The sequence below is a fragment of the Azotobacter armeniacus genome, assembly GCF_054779355.1.
Genome location: NZ_BAAGYK010000016.1, coordinates 16482 through 29965 on the forward strand (window position 1 = coordinate 16482; position 13484 = coordinate 29965).

16 protein-coding genes are annotated in these 13484 nt (G+C 63.4%); 4 read left to right on the top strand and 12 right to left on the bottom strand.

The features are described 5' to 3' along the window. The first annotated feature begins 31 nt into the window (after positions 1-31). Both ACYVD0_RS03860 and ACYVD0_RS03865 read left to right on the top strand, forming a co-directional pair. On the top strand, positions 32-421 hold the full coding sequence (locus ACYVD0_RS03860; protein WP_460425575.1) for a hypothetical protein: 390 nt from the start codon (positions 32-34) through the stop codon (positions 419-421). Between the two features lie 565 nt (positions 422-986). Then, entirely contained in the window at positions 987-1136 is a 150-nt protein-coding gene (locus ACYVD0_RS03865) for a hypothetical protein (protein WP_460425576.1), read from the top strand. A 532-nt stretch (positions 1137-1668) separates the two neighbouring features. Here the strand turns inward: ACYVD0_RS03865 and ACYVD0_RS03870 are convergent. From ACYVD0_RS03870 to ACYVD0_RS03925, 12 genes are all read right to left on the bottom strand, one after another. Beyond that, entirely contained in the window at positions 1669-2211 is a 543-nt protein-coding gene (locus tag ACYVD0_RS03870; protein ID WP_460425577.1) for a flavodoxin, read from the bottom strand. Between the two features lie 230 nt (positions 2212-2441). Further along, positions 2442-3764, bottom strand: coding sequence for an ATP-dependent Clp protease ATP-binding subunit ClpX (gene clpX, locus ACYVD0_RS03875; protein ID WP_460425578.1), 1323 nt, complete (start codon positions 3762-3764; stop codon positions 2442-2444). After that, entirely contained in the window at positions 3757-4638 is an 882-nt protein-coding gene (nifM, locus tag ACYVD0_RS03880) for a nitrogen fixation protein NifM (protein ID WP_460425579.1), read from the bottom strand. Before nifM ends, clpX begins: the two co-directional genes overlap by 8 nt. After that, positions 4628-5104 (bottom strand): nitrogen fixation protein NifZ, encoded by a 477-nt coding sequence (locus tag ACYVD0_RS03885; protein ID WP_460425580.1) that lies wholly within the window; start codon positions 5102-5104, stop codon positions 4628-4630. Before ACYVD0_RS03885 ends, nifM begins: the two co-directional genes overlap by 11 nt. A 19-nt stretch (positions 5105-5123) precedes the next feature. Beyond that, on the bottom strand, positions 5124-5471 hold the full coding sequence (gene nifW, locus ACYVD0_RS03890; RefSeq protein ID WP_460425581.1) for a nitrogenase-stabilizing/protective protein NifW: 348 nt from the start codon (positions 5469-5471) through the stop codon (positions 5124-5126). After that, on the bottom strand, positions 5468-6007 hold the full coding sequence (locus tag ACYVD0_RS03895; protein ID WP_460425582.1) for a hypothetical protein: 540 nt from the start codon (positions 6005-6007) through the stop codon (positions 5468-5470). Before ACYVD0_RS03895 ends, nifW begins: the two co-directional genes overlap by 4 nt. 28 nt (positions 6008-6035) lie before the next feature. After that, positions 6036-6830, bottom strand: coding sequence for a serine O-acetyltransferase (cysE, locus tag ACYVD0_RS03900; protein ID WP_460425583.1), 795 nt, complete (start codon positions 6828-6830; stop codon positions 6036-6038). Continuing rightward, a complete protein-coding gene (nifV, locus tag ACYVD0_RS03905) occupies positions 6827-7981 on the bottom strand; it encodes a homocitrate synthase (RefSeq protein ID WP_460425584.1) in 1155 nt (384 codons plus the stop codon). Before nifV ends, cysE begins: the two co-directional genes overlap by 4 nt. 77 nt (positions 7982-8058) lie before the next feature. Further along, entirely contained in the window at positions 8059-9267 is a 1209-nt protein-coding gene (gene nifS / locus ACYVD0_RS03910; RefSeq protein WP_460425585.1) for a cysteine desulfurase, read from the bottom strand. 1 nt (position 9268) lies between these two features. Beyond that, positions 9269-10213 carry a Fe-S cluster assembly protein NifU gene (gene nifU, locus ACYVD0_RS03915; protein WP_460425586.1) on the bottom strand — a complete coding sequence of 315 codons (945 nt, stop codon included), beginning with the start codon at positions 10211-10213 and terminating at the stop codon, positions 9269-9271. 63 nt (positions 10214-10276) lie between these two features. Then, the gene (locus ACYVD0_RS03920) at positions 10277-10600 is read right to left on the bottom strand and encodes a HesB/IscA family protein (protein ID WP_460425587.1); all 324 of its coding nucleotides are present in this window, start codon (positions 10598-10600) and stop codon (positions 10277-10279) included. A 252-nt stretch (positions 10601-10852) separates the two neighbouring features. After that, positions 10853-11614, bottom strand: a complete 762-nt coding sequence (locus ACYVD0_RS03925; RefSeq protein WP_460425588.1) for a hypothetical protein — start codon at positions 11612-11614, stop codon at positions 10853-10855. A 381-nt stretch (positions 11615-11995) separates the two neighbouring features. Between ACYVD0_RS03925 and modC the strand changes: the two genes are divergently transcribed. After that, a complete protein-coding gene (gene modC / locus ACYVD0_RS03930) occupies positions 11996-13072 on the top strand; it encodes a molybdenum ABC transporter ATP-binding protein (protein ID WP_460425589.1) in 1077 nt (358 codons plus the stop codon). Between the two features lie 177 nt (positions 13073-13249). After that, on the top strand, positions 13250-13468 hold the full coding sequence (locus ACYVD0_RS03935; protein ID WP_460425590.1) for a Nif11-like leader peptide family natural product precursor: 219 nt from the start codon (positions 13250-13252) through the stop codon (positions 13466-13468). Positions 13469-13484 lie beyond the last annotated feature (16 nt).

Consider the following 13484-nt stretch of genomic DNA (forward strand, 5'->3'; position numbering starts at 1 on the left):
AGACTTCAAGACATTCCACGGAGGAACCACCATGAAAAAATTTGCCACCCTGACCCTGACTCTCACCCTGCTGACCGCCGGTAGCCTGCATGCCGCTGAAGTCATCGAGGAAACCAAGGACCAGACCTCTGGCAAGTCGGTGGGTGGCATGAGCGGCATGATGATCGGTGCCATCGGCGGGCCTATCGGCATGCTGGTCGGCGCCGGCATCGGCGTGCTGTTCGGCGGCGAGGCCCAGGACGCCACCGGCCTCAGCGAGCGGGCCTATCGGGTTCGTACCGCCACTGGCGAGGAGAAGGTGCTGCGCTCTCCGGACCACGAATTGGCTGCCGGCGAAAAGGTCGAGACCAGCGGCAACCGCGCGTATCGCGACACCACCACCCTGGCCGATGCCAACGACACCATCCGCATCATCCGCTAGACACCCCGGTCGGCTTCTGTCCCGACCGGCCGCCGTCACGCAGGGCCCTGCCAGCCACTTCCGGGCGCCTCCACAGGCCCGAGGGAGACACACAGGCAGAGGCCCGAAGCCGAACGCCAAGCTGCGCGCCGGCATTGCCCTCCACTCCTCTTGATGACAACCAGCCACGACAGATGGCCGACTGATGTGGCCCGCCTGGAAAACCCTGCCGCACCCTGGCTCGAATTCAACGCCCAACCAGCCGCACAACCTCAAAACACAATGGGCGAGCCGACTGCCCATGCCGCACCACCAACAGCACTCCCCCCAAGGGGACGTAGCCTCACTCAACAACCACCAGAACCAGCCTCAAGCACAGAATCACACGGCTTTTCTTGATCCCGATCAAGGAAAGTGCAGTTTTTTGTGCGAAATCAGACAATGCTTTGTCGGTATCGCCACACTTTGTCGCTCAAGAATCTCCCAGAAAAATTTAAGTTATTGATTTTTATTGATTAATTCTATGGCACGCTTCGTGGATATCAAAAGATCAAAGACTGCTGCAGCCTTTCTCGGAGGAACCGCCATGAAAAAGCTCGGCACCCTGGCTTTGACCCTTACCCTGCTGACCTCCGGCAGCGTGCATGCCGCCGAGGTTCTTGAGGAAACCAAGGACCAGACCTCCAGCAAATCGGTGGGCGGCCCGACCGGCATGCTGGTCGGCGGTGTGGCCTAGGACGCTGCCGGCCTCAGCGAGCGGGTCTACCGGGTCCGGACCGCCGATGGCGAGGAGAAGGCGCTACGCGCCCCGGGCAACGAACTGACTGTCGACGAAAAGGTCGACACCCGCGGCAACCACGTGTATCGCGAAGCCAGCGTTCTGGCCGATGCTGGCGATTATCGCTAAGTTCGTATCCATAACCGTTTAAGTCGTCAGGTCTGTCCGTCCTCCCATCCGGGCAGACTTGGCGCATTTCTACCCCAAGACCCCGCCCCCTCCTGATGGAGGGAATAGACTGACTGGCAGCCAACCTGCTTGACGGATAGGATCGATGCCCTTCCAGGCTGTCTCATACCCAGAGCAGCGCTGACGTCAGATGAAAAAGAGGCGGGAAAACCGAGCTACAAGGCGAGGTATCCAAGCATTCGACAGCGGGTGGCCTGGTGACCTGCGCTAAGACATCGTGCGCCGAGCGGCGCCGACAAGGAAGAAAAACAATTCGCCGAGCATCCGGTCATGCAGCGAGGCTGCATGACCGGATCGACTCTTACAGGGACAGCCCAAACTCGGGAGCGATGAGCGCCAACCAGGCAGCCACACGCTCGTCGGTCTTGCCACTCTGGTTGTCCAGATCCAGCGCCAGGCCGACGAACTTGCCGTCGACCACGGCGGTGGAGCTCTCGAACTCGTAGCCGTCGGTCGGCCAGGCACCCACGACCTTGGCGCCGCGCGATGCGAAGAACTCGCTCAGCTCGCCCATGGCGTCGAGGAAATTCTCGGGATAGCCGACCTGGTCGCCCAGACCGAAGAGGGCCACGGTCTTGCCGCTGAAGTCGAGGCCTTCGATCTTCGGCAGGAATTCTTCCCAGCTCTCGTTCTCACAGTCGGAGGACAGACCGGGGAGCTCGCCTTCACCGAGGGTCGGGCTACCCAGAATCAGAAACTGGTACTGGGCAAAGTCTTCCGCGGAAACACGGTTGACGTTCAGTGCATCCGCCATGGTTTCGTCGTCGAAACGCTTCTTGATCGACTTGGCGACCTTGCGGGTTTTACCGGTGTTGCTACCGAAGAAGAGTCCAATCTTGGCCATAACTTAACCTCTGGCTGCGTGCATGAGATTCGTGGTCGGGGCGCCAGTCTCCGGGCTTGCACACCTGGCTGGCCGGTGAGTGACAGCAAGAAGCAGACCACCCCCCAAGCCCTGACCACATTTACCAACTTATTGATTTACAAGAATTTTTTATAAAAGCAAAAAAACCTGTCGCAAATGCGACACTAAGGGTGCGGCAGGCAGGCAGGCCTTGTCGTTTTTGCAACACATCAAAGATCGGCCGACAGCACGGATTTCTCCTCCACCCCGACGTTCGGAACGACCTGAGTCCGCTCGCTGCCGTCGTCGGCCAGCCGGGTCAGGACCTGCAGCGAACTGCTGCCGTCCTCACGCTCGACCAGGTCCAGCGTGCAGACCCGCAGCAGCGACTGCGAGGGCATGTTGAACATGGTCTGTTGCAGGGCCGCCTCCAGTACCGCGCGCAGACCGCGGGCGCCGGTCTTGCGGGTCAACGCCTGGTCGGCGATGTAGCTGAGGGCCGCATCGGTGATCAACAGCTCGACGCCCTGATAGGCGAACAGCTGCTTGTACTGCTTGACCAGTGCGTTGCGCGGTTCGGTGAGAATGCGCAGCAGGGTGGCGTGGTCGAGCTCCTGAAGGAAGGTGATGATCGGGAAGCGACCGATGAACTCGGGAATCAGGCCGAACTCATGCAGGTCGTCCGGCAGCAGCGAGGCCATCAGCTCGTTGATCGACGGAGCTTCCCGGCGCGGCTGGGCATGGAAACCGATACCGGTGTTCTTCGGCTGGATGCGACCGGATACCATCGCTTCCAGACCGGGAAAAGCTCCGCCGGCAATGAACAGGATATTACGCGTATCCACCACCTGCTCTTCGTTGTGTTCGCTGCGCCGTCCGGACTTGCTGATGCGCACCTCGGTGCCTTCGACCATCTTCAGCAGGGCCTGCTGCACGCCCTCGCCGGAGATGTCGCGCACCGCCGTGCCGCCACCGCTGCGCTTGGCCAGCTTGTCCACCTCGTCGATGTAGACGATACCCCATTGTGCCTGTTGCACATCACCGCCGGCCGCATCGAGCAGACGGGAGATGATGCTGTCGACATCATCGCCGACATAGCCGGCCTGGGTCAGGGTGGTGGCATCGGCCATGGCGAAGGGGACCCCAAGGATTCGCGCCAGGGTGCGCACCAGCAGGGTCTTGCCGGTTCCCGAGGGACCGGCCATGAGGATATTGGACTTCTCCAGCTCGACCTGTTCGCCGAGCTGGCAGACCGGTTCGCGGTCGCAGTTGAGCAGCCGCAGGTAATGGTTGTAGACCGCGACCGACAGGGTTTCCTTGGCCGCTTCCTGGCCGATCACCGACTCGTCCAGGTGCTTCTTGTATTCCGCAGGGGGGCGCAGCTGCGGGGCTAGCTGCTGGTTCTTGCGCCGCTGCCCCCAGCTGCTGACCACCTGATGGGCCAACTTGACGCAGGCCTCGCAGATCCGTCCGTCGTTACCGGCGATCAAGGGGACGGTCGGGCTCTTTTCCGCACCGCAGAACGAGCAGCAGGGTTTGTCCGTTTTATCCATGGGCGAGGTTCTCCAAAGTAGCGTTTTGTTGGAGCAGGCTTTCCAGCCATTTGCGCTGATACGCCTTGCGCTGCCGGAGCTGCAGCCTGTCGCGCAGACGCGGCAGGATTTCCTCGAGGGTGAGCTGCCGGGCGGGGCTCACGCTTTCGCAGAGCAGCACGTGGAACCCGATCGGCGACTCCAGCACAGGACTCAGTTCCCCCTGTGCCATCTGGAACAGGCAGGTGTCCAGTTCAGGATAGAGAGTACCTGGAACCACCTCGCCAAGCAGCCCACCCTGCATCGCGGTAGGGCATTCGGAATGCTTCATCGCCTGTTCGGCGAAGCGGTCCGGCTTGCCGCGCAGCCGCTTGAGGATGGCCTCGATGCGTGTCCGGGCGGCCTCGCGGGAGTTTTCCGGGAAGTCCTCGTTGATAGTGACCAGGATATGCCGAGCCTTGTGCCGGGCAGGAACCTTGAACTGCTCGACGTGGTTGAAGTAGTAGAGGCTCACGTCGGTATCGCTGATGTCCGGCAGGCCGGCGCAGATGCAGTCGAGGACGGCCTGGACCTTGAGCTCCCGGGCCAGCATGGCACGCATGCCGACGGCATCCAGCCCTTGGTCGTCGAGAGCCAGCTGCAGCGTCTCGGCGGTCTCGTAGCGGTTGGCGATCTGCGTCCAGGCCTCTTCGACCTGGGAGGCCGGAATCACTACGCCGGCCGCATCCGCGCTACGCAGCACGGCATCCTCGATATGACGCTGCCGGCCAATGATGCGGTCGGCCTGCTGGCGCTGCTCCTCGCTGAGCTCGCCGGGCGCGCAGCCGAACTGCTCATGGGCAATTTTCAACAGGTAGTAACGGCTATCGCCGTCGCCGAGACGCTCAGAACTCATCCAGCACCTCCAGCGCCGCCTCTGCCTCGGCCATCACCAGGCTCTGCTCGGGAACCTGCAGCACCAGCCCGTCGCCGAAATGTACATGGTACTGGATGCCGTCCTCGGGCTGATCGCGCAGCACCTTCATGATGCTACCGAGCTGGCCCCGCTTCACTAGCACCTCGCCCCGCACAGCGAGACTGCGGGTGGCGATCACGTTGTCACGGAATTCGAACAGATTGGGAATCCAGGGTGCAGAGGCAAGGATCAGCTCCTCTTCGCGACAACCGACAGTGCGTCCTTCGTTGAGGAAATGCACGCGATAGATCAGCTGGTCCTGCAGGTAGGTGCCGACGTCGTACACGCAGCCCACCGCACCCCGGCGCATGAGCAGAGTGCCGGTATCCATGCCCGGATAGGTGCCGTCGTTACGCACGTTGCGGATCAGGCGTACTTCATCACCATATTCAAACTGCGGCAGCATGACGCTTCCCCCTCTGTTCTCAGCTCAACAGCTGGTCGATGGAAACGAAGGTCTTCTGCGGCTCGTGCATGCGGAAGACCTTGAACACCTTCTCGGTCAGGGCGTCGGACTCGACGAAATCCAGGTAGGCGCGCGCCAGCAGCTGGCGGTAGACCGCATAGCGGGCCTGATCGTCGTGCTCGTCCAGCTCGCCGGCCTTGGTCAGGTAGTCGTGATAGCGCTGCATGATGTGCAGCCGGTTGACGTGCACGACCGGCTGATCGAAGGGCACGCCGAAAAACTCGAGGAAGTCTTCGGCCGATACCAGTTCGTCCATGGACTCGTCCAGGGTCAGGTCGGAATCCGGGGAAAAGGGTTGCACGGTCATGGTCGTATCTCCGCGTTGGCCGCAGTGGGGAAAGTCAGAATTTCAGCGCTGTGCTCGGCCAGCACGTCCAACAGCAACCTGGCACCCAGGCGGTTGTTCGTGTCCAGCTCGACGACCTTGGTGAGCATGGCCTTGCCCTGCTCGAACCGGCCCAAGCGCAGGCTCAGATAACCGGCGCCCTTGAGCGCCAACAGGTAAAAACGCAAGAGCGCGATGCCCCGCTCGGCCGCCACGATGAGGTGGCCGGCGTCGATCTCGCTCCAGTTCGCGGGCAGCAGCAGCCGGGGGCCGACCACATCCAGCGCCCGCCGGGCAATCTGCAGGGCATCCTGATAGCGATGCTGGTAATAGTAGAAGCGGTACAGGCCGACCAGCACTGTCAGGTCGTCCGGCGCGAGCGCCTGTGCCTCGAGCAGTGGCTGCTCGGCGGTGCCCTGGCTGTACTGCTCGGCGGCCGCGGCCAGACGGGCAGCCACCTCCGGAGCGAGCGGCTCGTCGTAATACAGGCTGTCGCTGTTGAAGTCCTGCAGGTCCATAGTCAATCGTTCCCCGTAGTCCTGCCGATCACTCGGCCACCGGAGTGGACGCGGCACGCCGGCGACCGGCCGGCTGGGCCAGAGCGGTGGCACCGCCGGCGCAATCGCTCTCGCAGATGCTGTTGTCGGGGTTGCAGCCCTGGTAGAACTGCTGCTGGCTACCAACCGCGACCAGACCGCCCGTCTCGACCTTCTTCTCCAGGGAATCGATGCGCTCCAGCAGACAGGCGATGGCCTTGCCCACCGGGTCGGGAATCAGGTGGTGATCCAGATCGATGCCATAAGGGTTGAGCTGGCCGGCTTCGCGCAGCTTGACCACCTTGCCGGGAATGCCGACCACGGTGCAGCCCTCGGGTACGTCCTGGACCACCACCGAGTTGGCACCGACCCGGGCGTTGGCGCCGATGATGATCGGGCCGAGGATCTTCGCTCCGGCGCCGACCAGCACGCCGTCGCTCAGGGTGGGATGGCGCTTGCCCTTGCGCCAGCTGGTGCCGCCCAGAGTGACGCCGTGGTAGAGGGTTACGTCCTGACCGATCTCGGCAGTTTCGCCGATCACCACGCAGGCGCCATGGTCGATGAAGAAACGCGACCCGATGACGGCCCCGGGATGGATGTCGACATTGCTCACCAGACGGGCGACGAAGGACAGCAGCCGAGCCGGGTAGCGCCATTCGGCCCGCCACAGGCGATGGGCGAGACGATAGATCATGATCGCGTGCACACCCGGATAGGTGGTGAGCACCTCGAAGGTAGTGCGTGCCGCCGGGTCGCGCTCGAATACGCAGCGGATGTCTTCACGCCATTGCGAAAGCAAGCTCATGCCATTCCTCCTACGGCCAGTTCGGGAGTACCCTGCTCGCACAGCTGGCGATAGAAGTCCTGCAACTCGGCAGCCTGCGGGCTGCGCTTGGTACGGGTGGAGAAGGCACGGATGCGGCCGAGCAGTGCCTGGCTCTGCCAGTCTGCCAGCTCGATGCCCAGCTCGCGATAGCTGTTGCGCACCATGTGCGCCCCGGAGTGCTTGCCCAGCACCAGGCTGTGGCTGCGGCCGAGCTCGTCGGGATTCAACCCTTCGTAGTTACGCCGATGCTTGAGCAGCCCATCGACGTGGATACCGGCCTCGTGGGTGAACACCCCGGCGCCGACTACACTCTTCTGCCAGGCTACCTGGCGTCCCGAGGCCCGCTCGACCAGCGCGGAGATGGCCGGGATGCCGCGGGTGTCGATGCCGGTGTCGATGCCGTGGAGGTTCTTGAGCGCCAGCACGCACTCTTCCAGCGCGGCGTTGCCGGCACGCTCGCCGAGTCCGTTGACCGTGGTGTTGATATGAGTCGCACCACCCATCACCGCCGCCAGGGTGTTGGCGGTGGCCAGACCGAAGTCGTCGTGGGCGTGCACCTCCAGCTCTATGTCCAGGCGCTGGCGGAGAAAGCGGAAGCGGTCGAGCATGCCGAACGGCTCCATCACCCCGACGGTATCGGCGAAGCGCAGGCGGCGGGCACCGGCGGCCTGCGCCATGGCCCCCACCCGCACGATGAATTCCTGATCCGCCCGCGAGGCGTCCTCGCAGCCCAGGCACACCTCGAGCCCGGCCATGCGCGCCTCGCTGACCAGCCGGGCCACCTCGCTCAATGCCCAGTCGCGATCACGATTGAGCTTGTGGCGCAGCATCAGGTCGGACACCGGCAGCGACAGATCGACCATGGTCACCCCGGTGGAGCGCGCCGCCTTGAGGTCGACGTCGCACAGCCGGCACCAGGCCAGCAGGCGCGACGGCAGACCGAGGCCGGCAATGGCCCGCATCACTTCACGCTCTTCCTCGCCCATGCTGGGAATGCCGATCTCCAGCTCCGGCACGCCCAGCTCGGCGAGAGCACGCGCGATGGCGATCTTCTCGTCGGCATTGAAGGCGACCCCGGCACTCTGTTCGCCGTCACGCAGGGTGGTGTCGTCGATGATCACGCTAGCCATGGCTTTCTCCAGCAACTCGGGCGGGGCTCCCCGTGGGGGCGGTTTCCTGCGGGATGCGCTCCTGCAGGGCGACGACTTCAGCCGTAGACCGGAGCGAACGCCTTGCCCGGATCCTCCACCGGACCGTTGCCGCTCCAGTAGGGCGACAGCTTGCGCAGCTGGGCCACGATCGGCGGCACCTCGCGGATCACTCGGTCGATCTCCTCCTCGGTGGTGTAGCGCGACAGAGAGAAACGCACAGTGCCGTGGGCGGCGGTGTAGGGAATGTCCATGGCGCGCATCACGTGGGAGGGCTCCAGGGAGCCGGAGGTGCAGGCCGAGCCGCTGGAGGCGGCGATGCCGACCTTGTTCAGCAGCAGCAGGATGGCCTCGCCCTCGATGTACTCGAACGCGATGTTGGCGGTGTTGGGCAGGCGGTTGCCCGGGTCGCCGGTGACGAAAGCGTGGGGCACGACGGCAAGGATGCCAGCCTCCAGCTTGTCGCGCAGGCGCTTGACCTCGGTGTTCTCGTGCTCCATGAACTCGAGCGCACGCTCGGCAGCCACGCCCATGGCGATGATCGAGGCGGCATTCTCGGTGCCGGCCCGGCGGCCGCGCTCCTGGTGGCCGCCGCGCAGCAGCGGACGGAAACGGGTGCCACGGCGCAGGTAGAGCACGCCGACGCCCTTGGGCGCATGCAGCTTGTGGCCGGACAGCGAGAGCATGTGGATCGCCGAGCTCTTCAGGTCGATCGGCACCTTGCCGACGGCCTGCACGGCATCGGTGTGGAACATGATGCCGGCCTCGTCGGCCATGCGCGCCATTTCCTCGACCGGGAACAGAGTACCGGTCTCGTTGTTGGCCCACATCACCGAAACCACTGCGACGTCGTTGCTCAACAGGCTGGCGTAGTGGTCCAGATCCAGGCGGCCCTTCTTGTCCACCGGCAGCTTGTGCACGGTGTAGCCATCGCTGGCAAGGTAGTCGCAAAGGCTCAGCACTGCCGGGTGCTCGACCACTGTAGTGATGACGGTCTTGCGCTCGGGCTGGGCCTTGAGCGCCGAGAGGATCGCGGTGGAGTCCGACTCGGTGCCGCAGGAGGTGAAGATGATTTCCGAGTCGTGCTCGGCGCCGAGCAGGGTCTGCACGCTTTGCCGAGCCTTCTTCAGCGCCAGGCCGACCTGGTTGCCGAAGCTGTGCAGCGACGAGGGGTTGCCGAACTGCTCGGTGAAGAACGGCAGCATGGCCTGAACGACTTCATCGTCCACCCGGGTAGTGGCGTTATTGTCGAGATAGACGTCTGCCATGTTACACCTCCATCTGAGCGTGGGCCGAGGCGCTGACCGGAATCACCTTGACGAACTCGCCGAGTTCCTCGATCAGGCGCTGCTGGATACCACCGAGAGTCATGGATGCCATCTGGCAGCCGGTGCAGGCGCCGGTGAGCTTGACGTAGATGTTTTTGCCATCGACATCGATCAGCTCGACGTCACCCTTGTCGCGCTGCAGGGTCGGACGGATCGCCGCCAGCACGGTCTCGATGCGACGGATGCGCTGCAGGTTGCTCAGCTTCGGTGCAGCCACCGGGGCCTCGGTCACCGGAGCGGGCGCTGGCTCGGCTGCGACCACGGGAGCGGTTTTCTTTTTCTTCGCCTTGATCGGTGCAGCGATGAAGACTTCACCGCGGGCGGCCAGCTCTTCGGTCAGCACACGCTCGATGCCCTCATGGCAGGCAGAGCAGCCGCCGCCGGCCTTGGTGTAGTTGGTCACGTCCTCGACGGTGGACAGCTTGTTGGCGCGAATGGTGTCACGCACCATTACCTCGTCGATGGCGAAGCACTTGCAGATCAGCGCACCTTCCTCGTGGTCGTCCTCGAGCTCCTCGCCACGGTAGTTCGCCACTGCGGCCTGCAGAGCTTCGCGACCCATTACCGAGCAGTGCATCTTCTCCGGCGGCAGGCCGTCGAGGTAGTCGGCGATGTCTTGGTTGCTGATCTTCAGCGCATCGTCCAGGGTCAGGCCCTTGACCATCTCGGTCAGTGCCGAGGAGGAGGCGATAGCGGAGCCACAGCCGAAGGTCTGGAAGCCGGCATCCAGGATCACGTCGTTTTCCGGATCCACCTTCAGGGTCAGACGCAGCGCGTCACCACAGCTCAGCGAACCCACGTCGCCGATGGCGTTGGCGCCGTCCACGGCTCCGGCATTCTTGGGGTTGTAAAAATGCTCTTTGACTTTTTCCGAATAATCCCACATGTCGGCTTCATCTCCCGGTGAGTCTTTGGGGGCCGGCCCGGCCGGCGACCTCAAGGTTGCCTATCAGCAAGCAAAAGACTTGCCACAACCACAGCTGTTGCTGGCATTCGGATTGACGAAGGTGAAACCGCTACCTTCCATGCTCTCCACAAAGTCCATGGTCACACCGTTGAGCAGGGGGGCGCTGGCATCGTCGACCAGCAGGGTGATGCCGTCGCATTCGATCAGCTGATCGCCTTCCGCACCTGTCTCTTCCAGTTTCAGGCTGTATTTCAGACCGGAGCAGCCGCCACCCTCGACCCGGATGCGCAAACCGGCAACCGGCTTGCCAGTGCTGCTGATGAAGCGGGTAACCGCGCTCTTGGCGCTCTCTGTCAGGGTAATCATCGGCTTGTCTCCTCAAAACTTGGCGGTTGCATGCTCAACCTGTCGCAGTTCATCGCTGCAACCGGCATGCCACGCCGCAAAAAATGTAACTGTTATTAAAAATCAATTAGTTAAGTTTTAACAAGGTAGCCTTTGGCTGTAGCGAACAATACCTTTGGCAATGAATGTCTGATTTCCGACAAGGCTTGTCGGTCGCTGCCCCGTCCTGTCCCGCAGCGGCAGGCCGACAGTCGTCGGCGCAGCTCGCAGCGCTCAGTTGCCGGCCAGGGCCGCCTCGCTGAAATAGGAGTTGCGGTGCAGCTGTGCTGCCCCATAACGGACCACCAGGCAGCTGTTGCGCTCCACCCGCTCAGCCGCAGCGAGCAGCCCCTGCTGCTGGATCAGCACATCGCCCTTGCGCAGCGCCAGCAGACGCACGGCCTGACCGGCCGGCTGCTCCTGCGCACGCGCCCGCAGCAGGCGCGCCTCGAGCTGGCGCCACCGCTCCAGACTCGCACCCCCCTCATGCATCCACTGCAGCTGAGCGGCCAGCGCCGGATCGGCGGCGAGCATCCGCCGCAGGGAGCGACGGCTGTCCAGATGACTGCCCGGCTGGACCTTGAGCCCGGCCTCGAGGGGGATCGGCCGCAGGGCGATCAGCACGCCCAGATGGGGCGCACTGTCCACGCAGGCATTGCAGGCGAGCAGCATCTGCGCGCTCTCCAGGGCATCGATGCCGAGCAGATAGCTTCTTTCACCGGCCAGCATGTTCAGCGGTGCGAGCAGCCGCTCGTGCAGCACCAGACCAAGGATGCCGGACGCCTGCAGATGAAAGGTGCCGCGCCGGCGCAGCACCTGCGGGTGGACCTGGCGCTGCCCGCGGGACGGTTCACAGCGCAGGCGGTAGGCCGCCACGGCTGCGGCGTACCGATCGACAAGGGTGTCGGGGAGGCAGCCGCGCAGCAGGACGAAGCCCTCGCGGGCGAAGGCGAAGCTGTCGATCAACAGCGCGGTTGCGGAGATTGCTTCCAGCATGACCTTGGACCCCTACGGCAATGGCATGACGAACCGGCGCAGGACAAGCCGAGCGCACGGACTCATTATTTATATAAATTAATATATTTAAAATAGCTGCCAATCTTGGATGCAAGGGCTCTGCCAATACGGTAAATTAAGAAATCACATGGGCTTTCGCTGCATCCTGGCTTGTTTGTTTATATACAAATCTACTCATATAAATCAGTCTTGTGTCTTAGCCGACAAGCCCTCCGGGAATGCCAGCGCGGGCAGGACCGCGAGGCAAGCGGGTAGCCGCATCGTCCGGCTCATCCGGCGGGACCGAGCCGTCCGCGTCCGCCAGTATCCTGCCTGCTTCCCTTACCTTTATCTGCCCCCCCTGGGCACGGGAGACTTCAGATGCCAGAACAGGGCATAGACGCACAGCTGTGCCTGCAACAGGGTGCCTTCCGGCTTGATGCCCGCCTGCAACTGCCGGCGACCGGCATCAGCGTGCTGCTCGGCCGCTCCGGCAGCGGCAAAACCACCCTACTGCGGGCCATCGCTGGACTGGAACGGGCCGAAGGATTCCTGCGCGTTGGCGGACAGCCGTGGCAGGAGAGCGCCTATTTTCGCCCCAGCCATCTGCGCCCGCTGGGCTACGTCAGCCAAACCAGCGAGCTGTTCCTGCACTTGGATGTGCAAGCCAATCTCAAGTTTGGCTATAGACGCATTCCCCGCGCCCGACGGCGCCTCGGTTTCGACGAAGCGATCAGCCTGTTCGGCCTGGAAGGGCTGCTCGGCCAGCGCACCGAGCAGCTCTCCACCGACCAGCGCCAGCGCGTCGCCATCGTCCGCGCGCTGCTGACCAGCCCGGACCTGCTGCTGCTGGACGCGCCGCTGGCCAGCCTGGATCGCCACAGCCGGGCGGAAATCCTCCCGGCCCTCGAACAGTTGCGCGATCGGCTGCAGATCCCTCTGCTCTACGTCACCCACAACCAGGACGAAGTCACCCGCCTGGCCGACCATCTGGTCCTGCTGGACAAGGGCCAGACGCTCGCCAGCGGTCCACCAAGCCGCCTACTGAGCGATCCACGCCTGCCGCTCAGCCACCCCGACGAAGCCGCGGTGGTGATCATCGGCCAGGTGGAGCGCCACGACCCCCATTATCAACTGAGCACCATCCGGGTGCCCGGCGGCACCCTCCACGTCGCCCTCAGCCACCTGCCGCCGGGCGCAGAGACGCGGGTGCGCATCTTCGCTCGGGACGTGAGCATCTCCCTGGACCCGCCGCACAGCAGCAGCATTCTCAACATTCTCAACGCGCGCATCATCGACCTGTTCCACGAGCGCGACCCGGCACGAGTCATGGTCCGCCTGGACCTGGGCAGTGCCTGCATCCTCGCACGGATCACCCGCCTGTCGGCCGACCGGCTGGGACTGGTGCCGGACCGGCGGGTATACGCGCAGATCAAGTCGGTGGCGCTGATGGACTGAGAGGAGTCTGTCGCGATTGCGCCAAGGCGCGTTGACGACTGTCGTCAATACGACAACCAATAAAGAATAACCTTTTGATTTTAAATAAATATTCCGAATGGCACCGTATTTGCATAAGGCCACCGAACCCAGGTTTGATGACCTGGGGCTTCTGCAACCACTAAAAGAGAGAAGTGCATGTCCATCAAGGAAATCAAGGCCTTTGCCGAGAAGGCCAAAGCGGATCCGGCCCTGGCCGAGAAGCTGAAAGCCTGCGAAAAAGTCCGCGACATCCTCGCCCTGGTCAAGGAGTCCGGCTTCAGCGTCATCGAGGATGCGCTGTATCCGCCGAACGAACCGCAGTTCAGCAAGGACCAGTTGTCGCCGAAGATGGCCAAGGCCCTGCTGCCTGCCTGAGTCCGCCTGCCGGGGC

What these genes read in the sequence shown, in the direction of transcription:
- ACYVD0_RS03860 (WP_460425575.1), top strand. Translation starts at nt 32, where the DNA reads ATGAAAAAATTTGCCACCCTGACCCTGACTCTCACCCTGCTGACCGCC.
- nifU (WP_460425586.1), bottom strand. Translation starts at nt 10,213, where the DNA reads ATGTGGGATTATTCGGAAAAAGTCAAAGAGCATTTTTACAACCCCAAG.
- nifM (WP_460425579.1), bottom strand. Translation starts at nt 4,638, where the DNA reads ATGAGTTCTGAGCGTCTCGGCGACGGCGATAGCCGTTACTACCTGTTG.
- ACYVD0_RS03870 (WP_460425577.1), bottom strand. Translation starts at nt 2,211, where the DNA reads ATGGCCAAGATTGGACTCTTCTTCGGTAGCAACACCGGTAAAACCCGC.
- ACYVD0_RS03935 (WP_460425590.1), top strand. Translation starts at nt 13,250, where the DNA reads ATGTCCATCAAGGAAATCAAGGCCTTTGCCGAGAAGGCCAAAGCGGAT.
- ACYVD0_RS03865 (WP_460425576.1), top strand. Translation starts at nt 987, where the DNA reads ATGAAAAAGCTCGGCACCCTGGCTTTGACCCTTACCCTGCTGACCTCC.
- cysE (WP_460425583.1), bottom strand. Translation starts at nt 6,830, where the DNA reads ATGAGCTTGCTTTCGCAATGGCGTGAAGACATCCGCTGCGTATTCGAG.
- nifV (WP_460425584.1), bottom strand. Translation starts at nt 7,981, where the DNA reads ATGGCTAGCGTGATCATCGACGACACCACCCTGCGTGACGGCGAACAG.
- ACYVD0_RS03925 (WP_460425588.1), bottom strand. Translation starts at nt 11,614, where the DNA reads ATGCTGGAAGCAATCTCCGCAACCGCGCTGTTGATCGACAGCTTCGCC.
- modC (WP_460425589.1), top strand. Translation starts at nt 11,996, where the DNA reads ATGCCAGAACAGGGCATAGACGCACAGCTGTGCCTGCAACAGGGTGCC.
- ACYVD0_RS03885 (WP_460425580.1), bottom strand. Translation starts at nt 5,104, where the DNA reads ATGCTGCCGCAGTTTGAATATGGTGATGAAGTACGCCTGATCCGCAAC.
- nifW (WP_460425581.1), bottom strand. Translation starts at nt 5,471, where the DNA reads ATGACCGTGCAACCCTTTTCCCCGGATTCCGACCTGACCCTGGACGAG.
- ACYVD0_RS03920 (WP_460425587.1), bottom strand. Translation starts at nt 10,600, where the DNA reads ATGATTACCCTGACAGAGAGCGCCAAGAGCGCGGTTACCCGCTTCATC.
- clpX (WP_460425578.1), bottom strand. Translation starts at nt 3,764, where the DNA reads ATGGATAAAACGGACAAACCCTGCTGCTCGTTCTGCGGTGCGGAAAAG.
- nifS (WP_460425585.1), bottom strand. Translation starts at nt 9,267, where the DNA reads ATGGCAGACGTCTATCTCGACAATAACGCCACTACCCGGGTGGACGAT.
- ACYVD0_RS03895 (WP_460425582.1), bottom strand. Translation starts at nt 6,007, where the DNA reads ATGGACCTGCAGGACTTCAACAGCGACAGCCTGTATTACGACGAGCCG.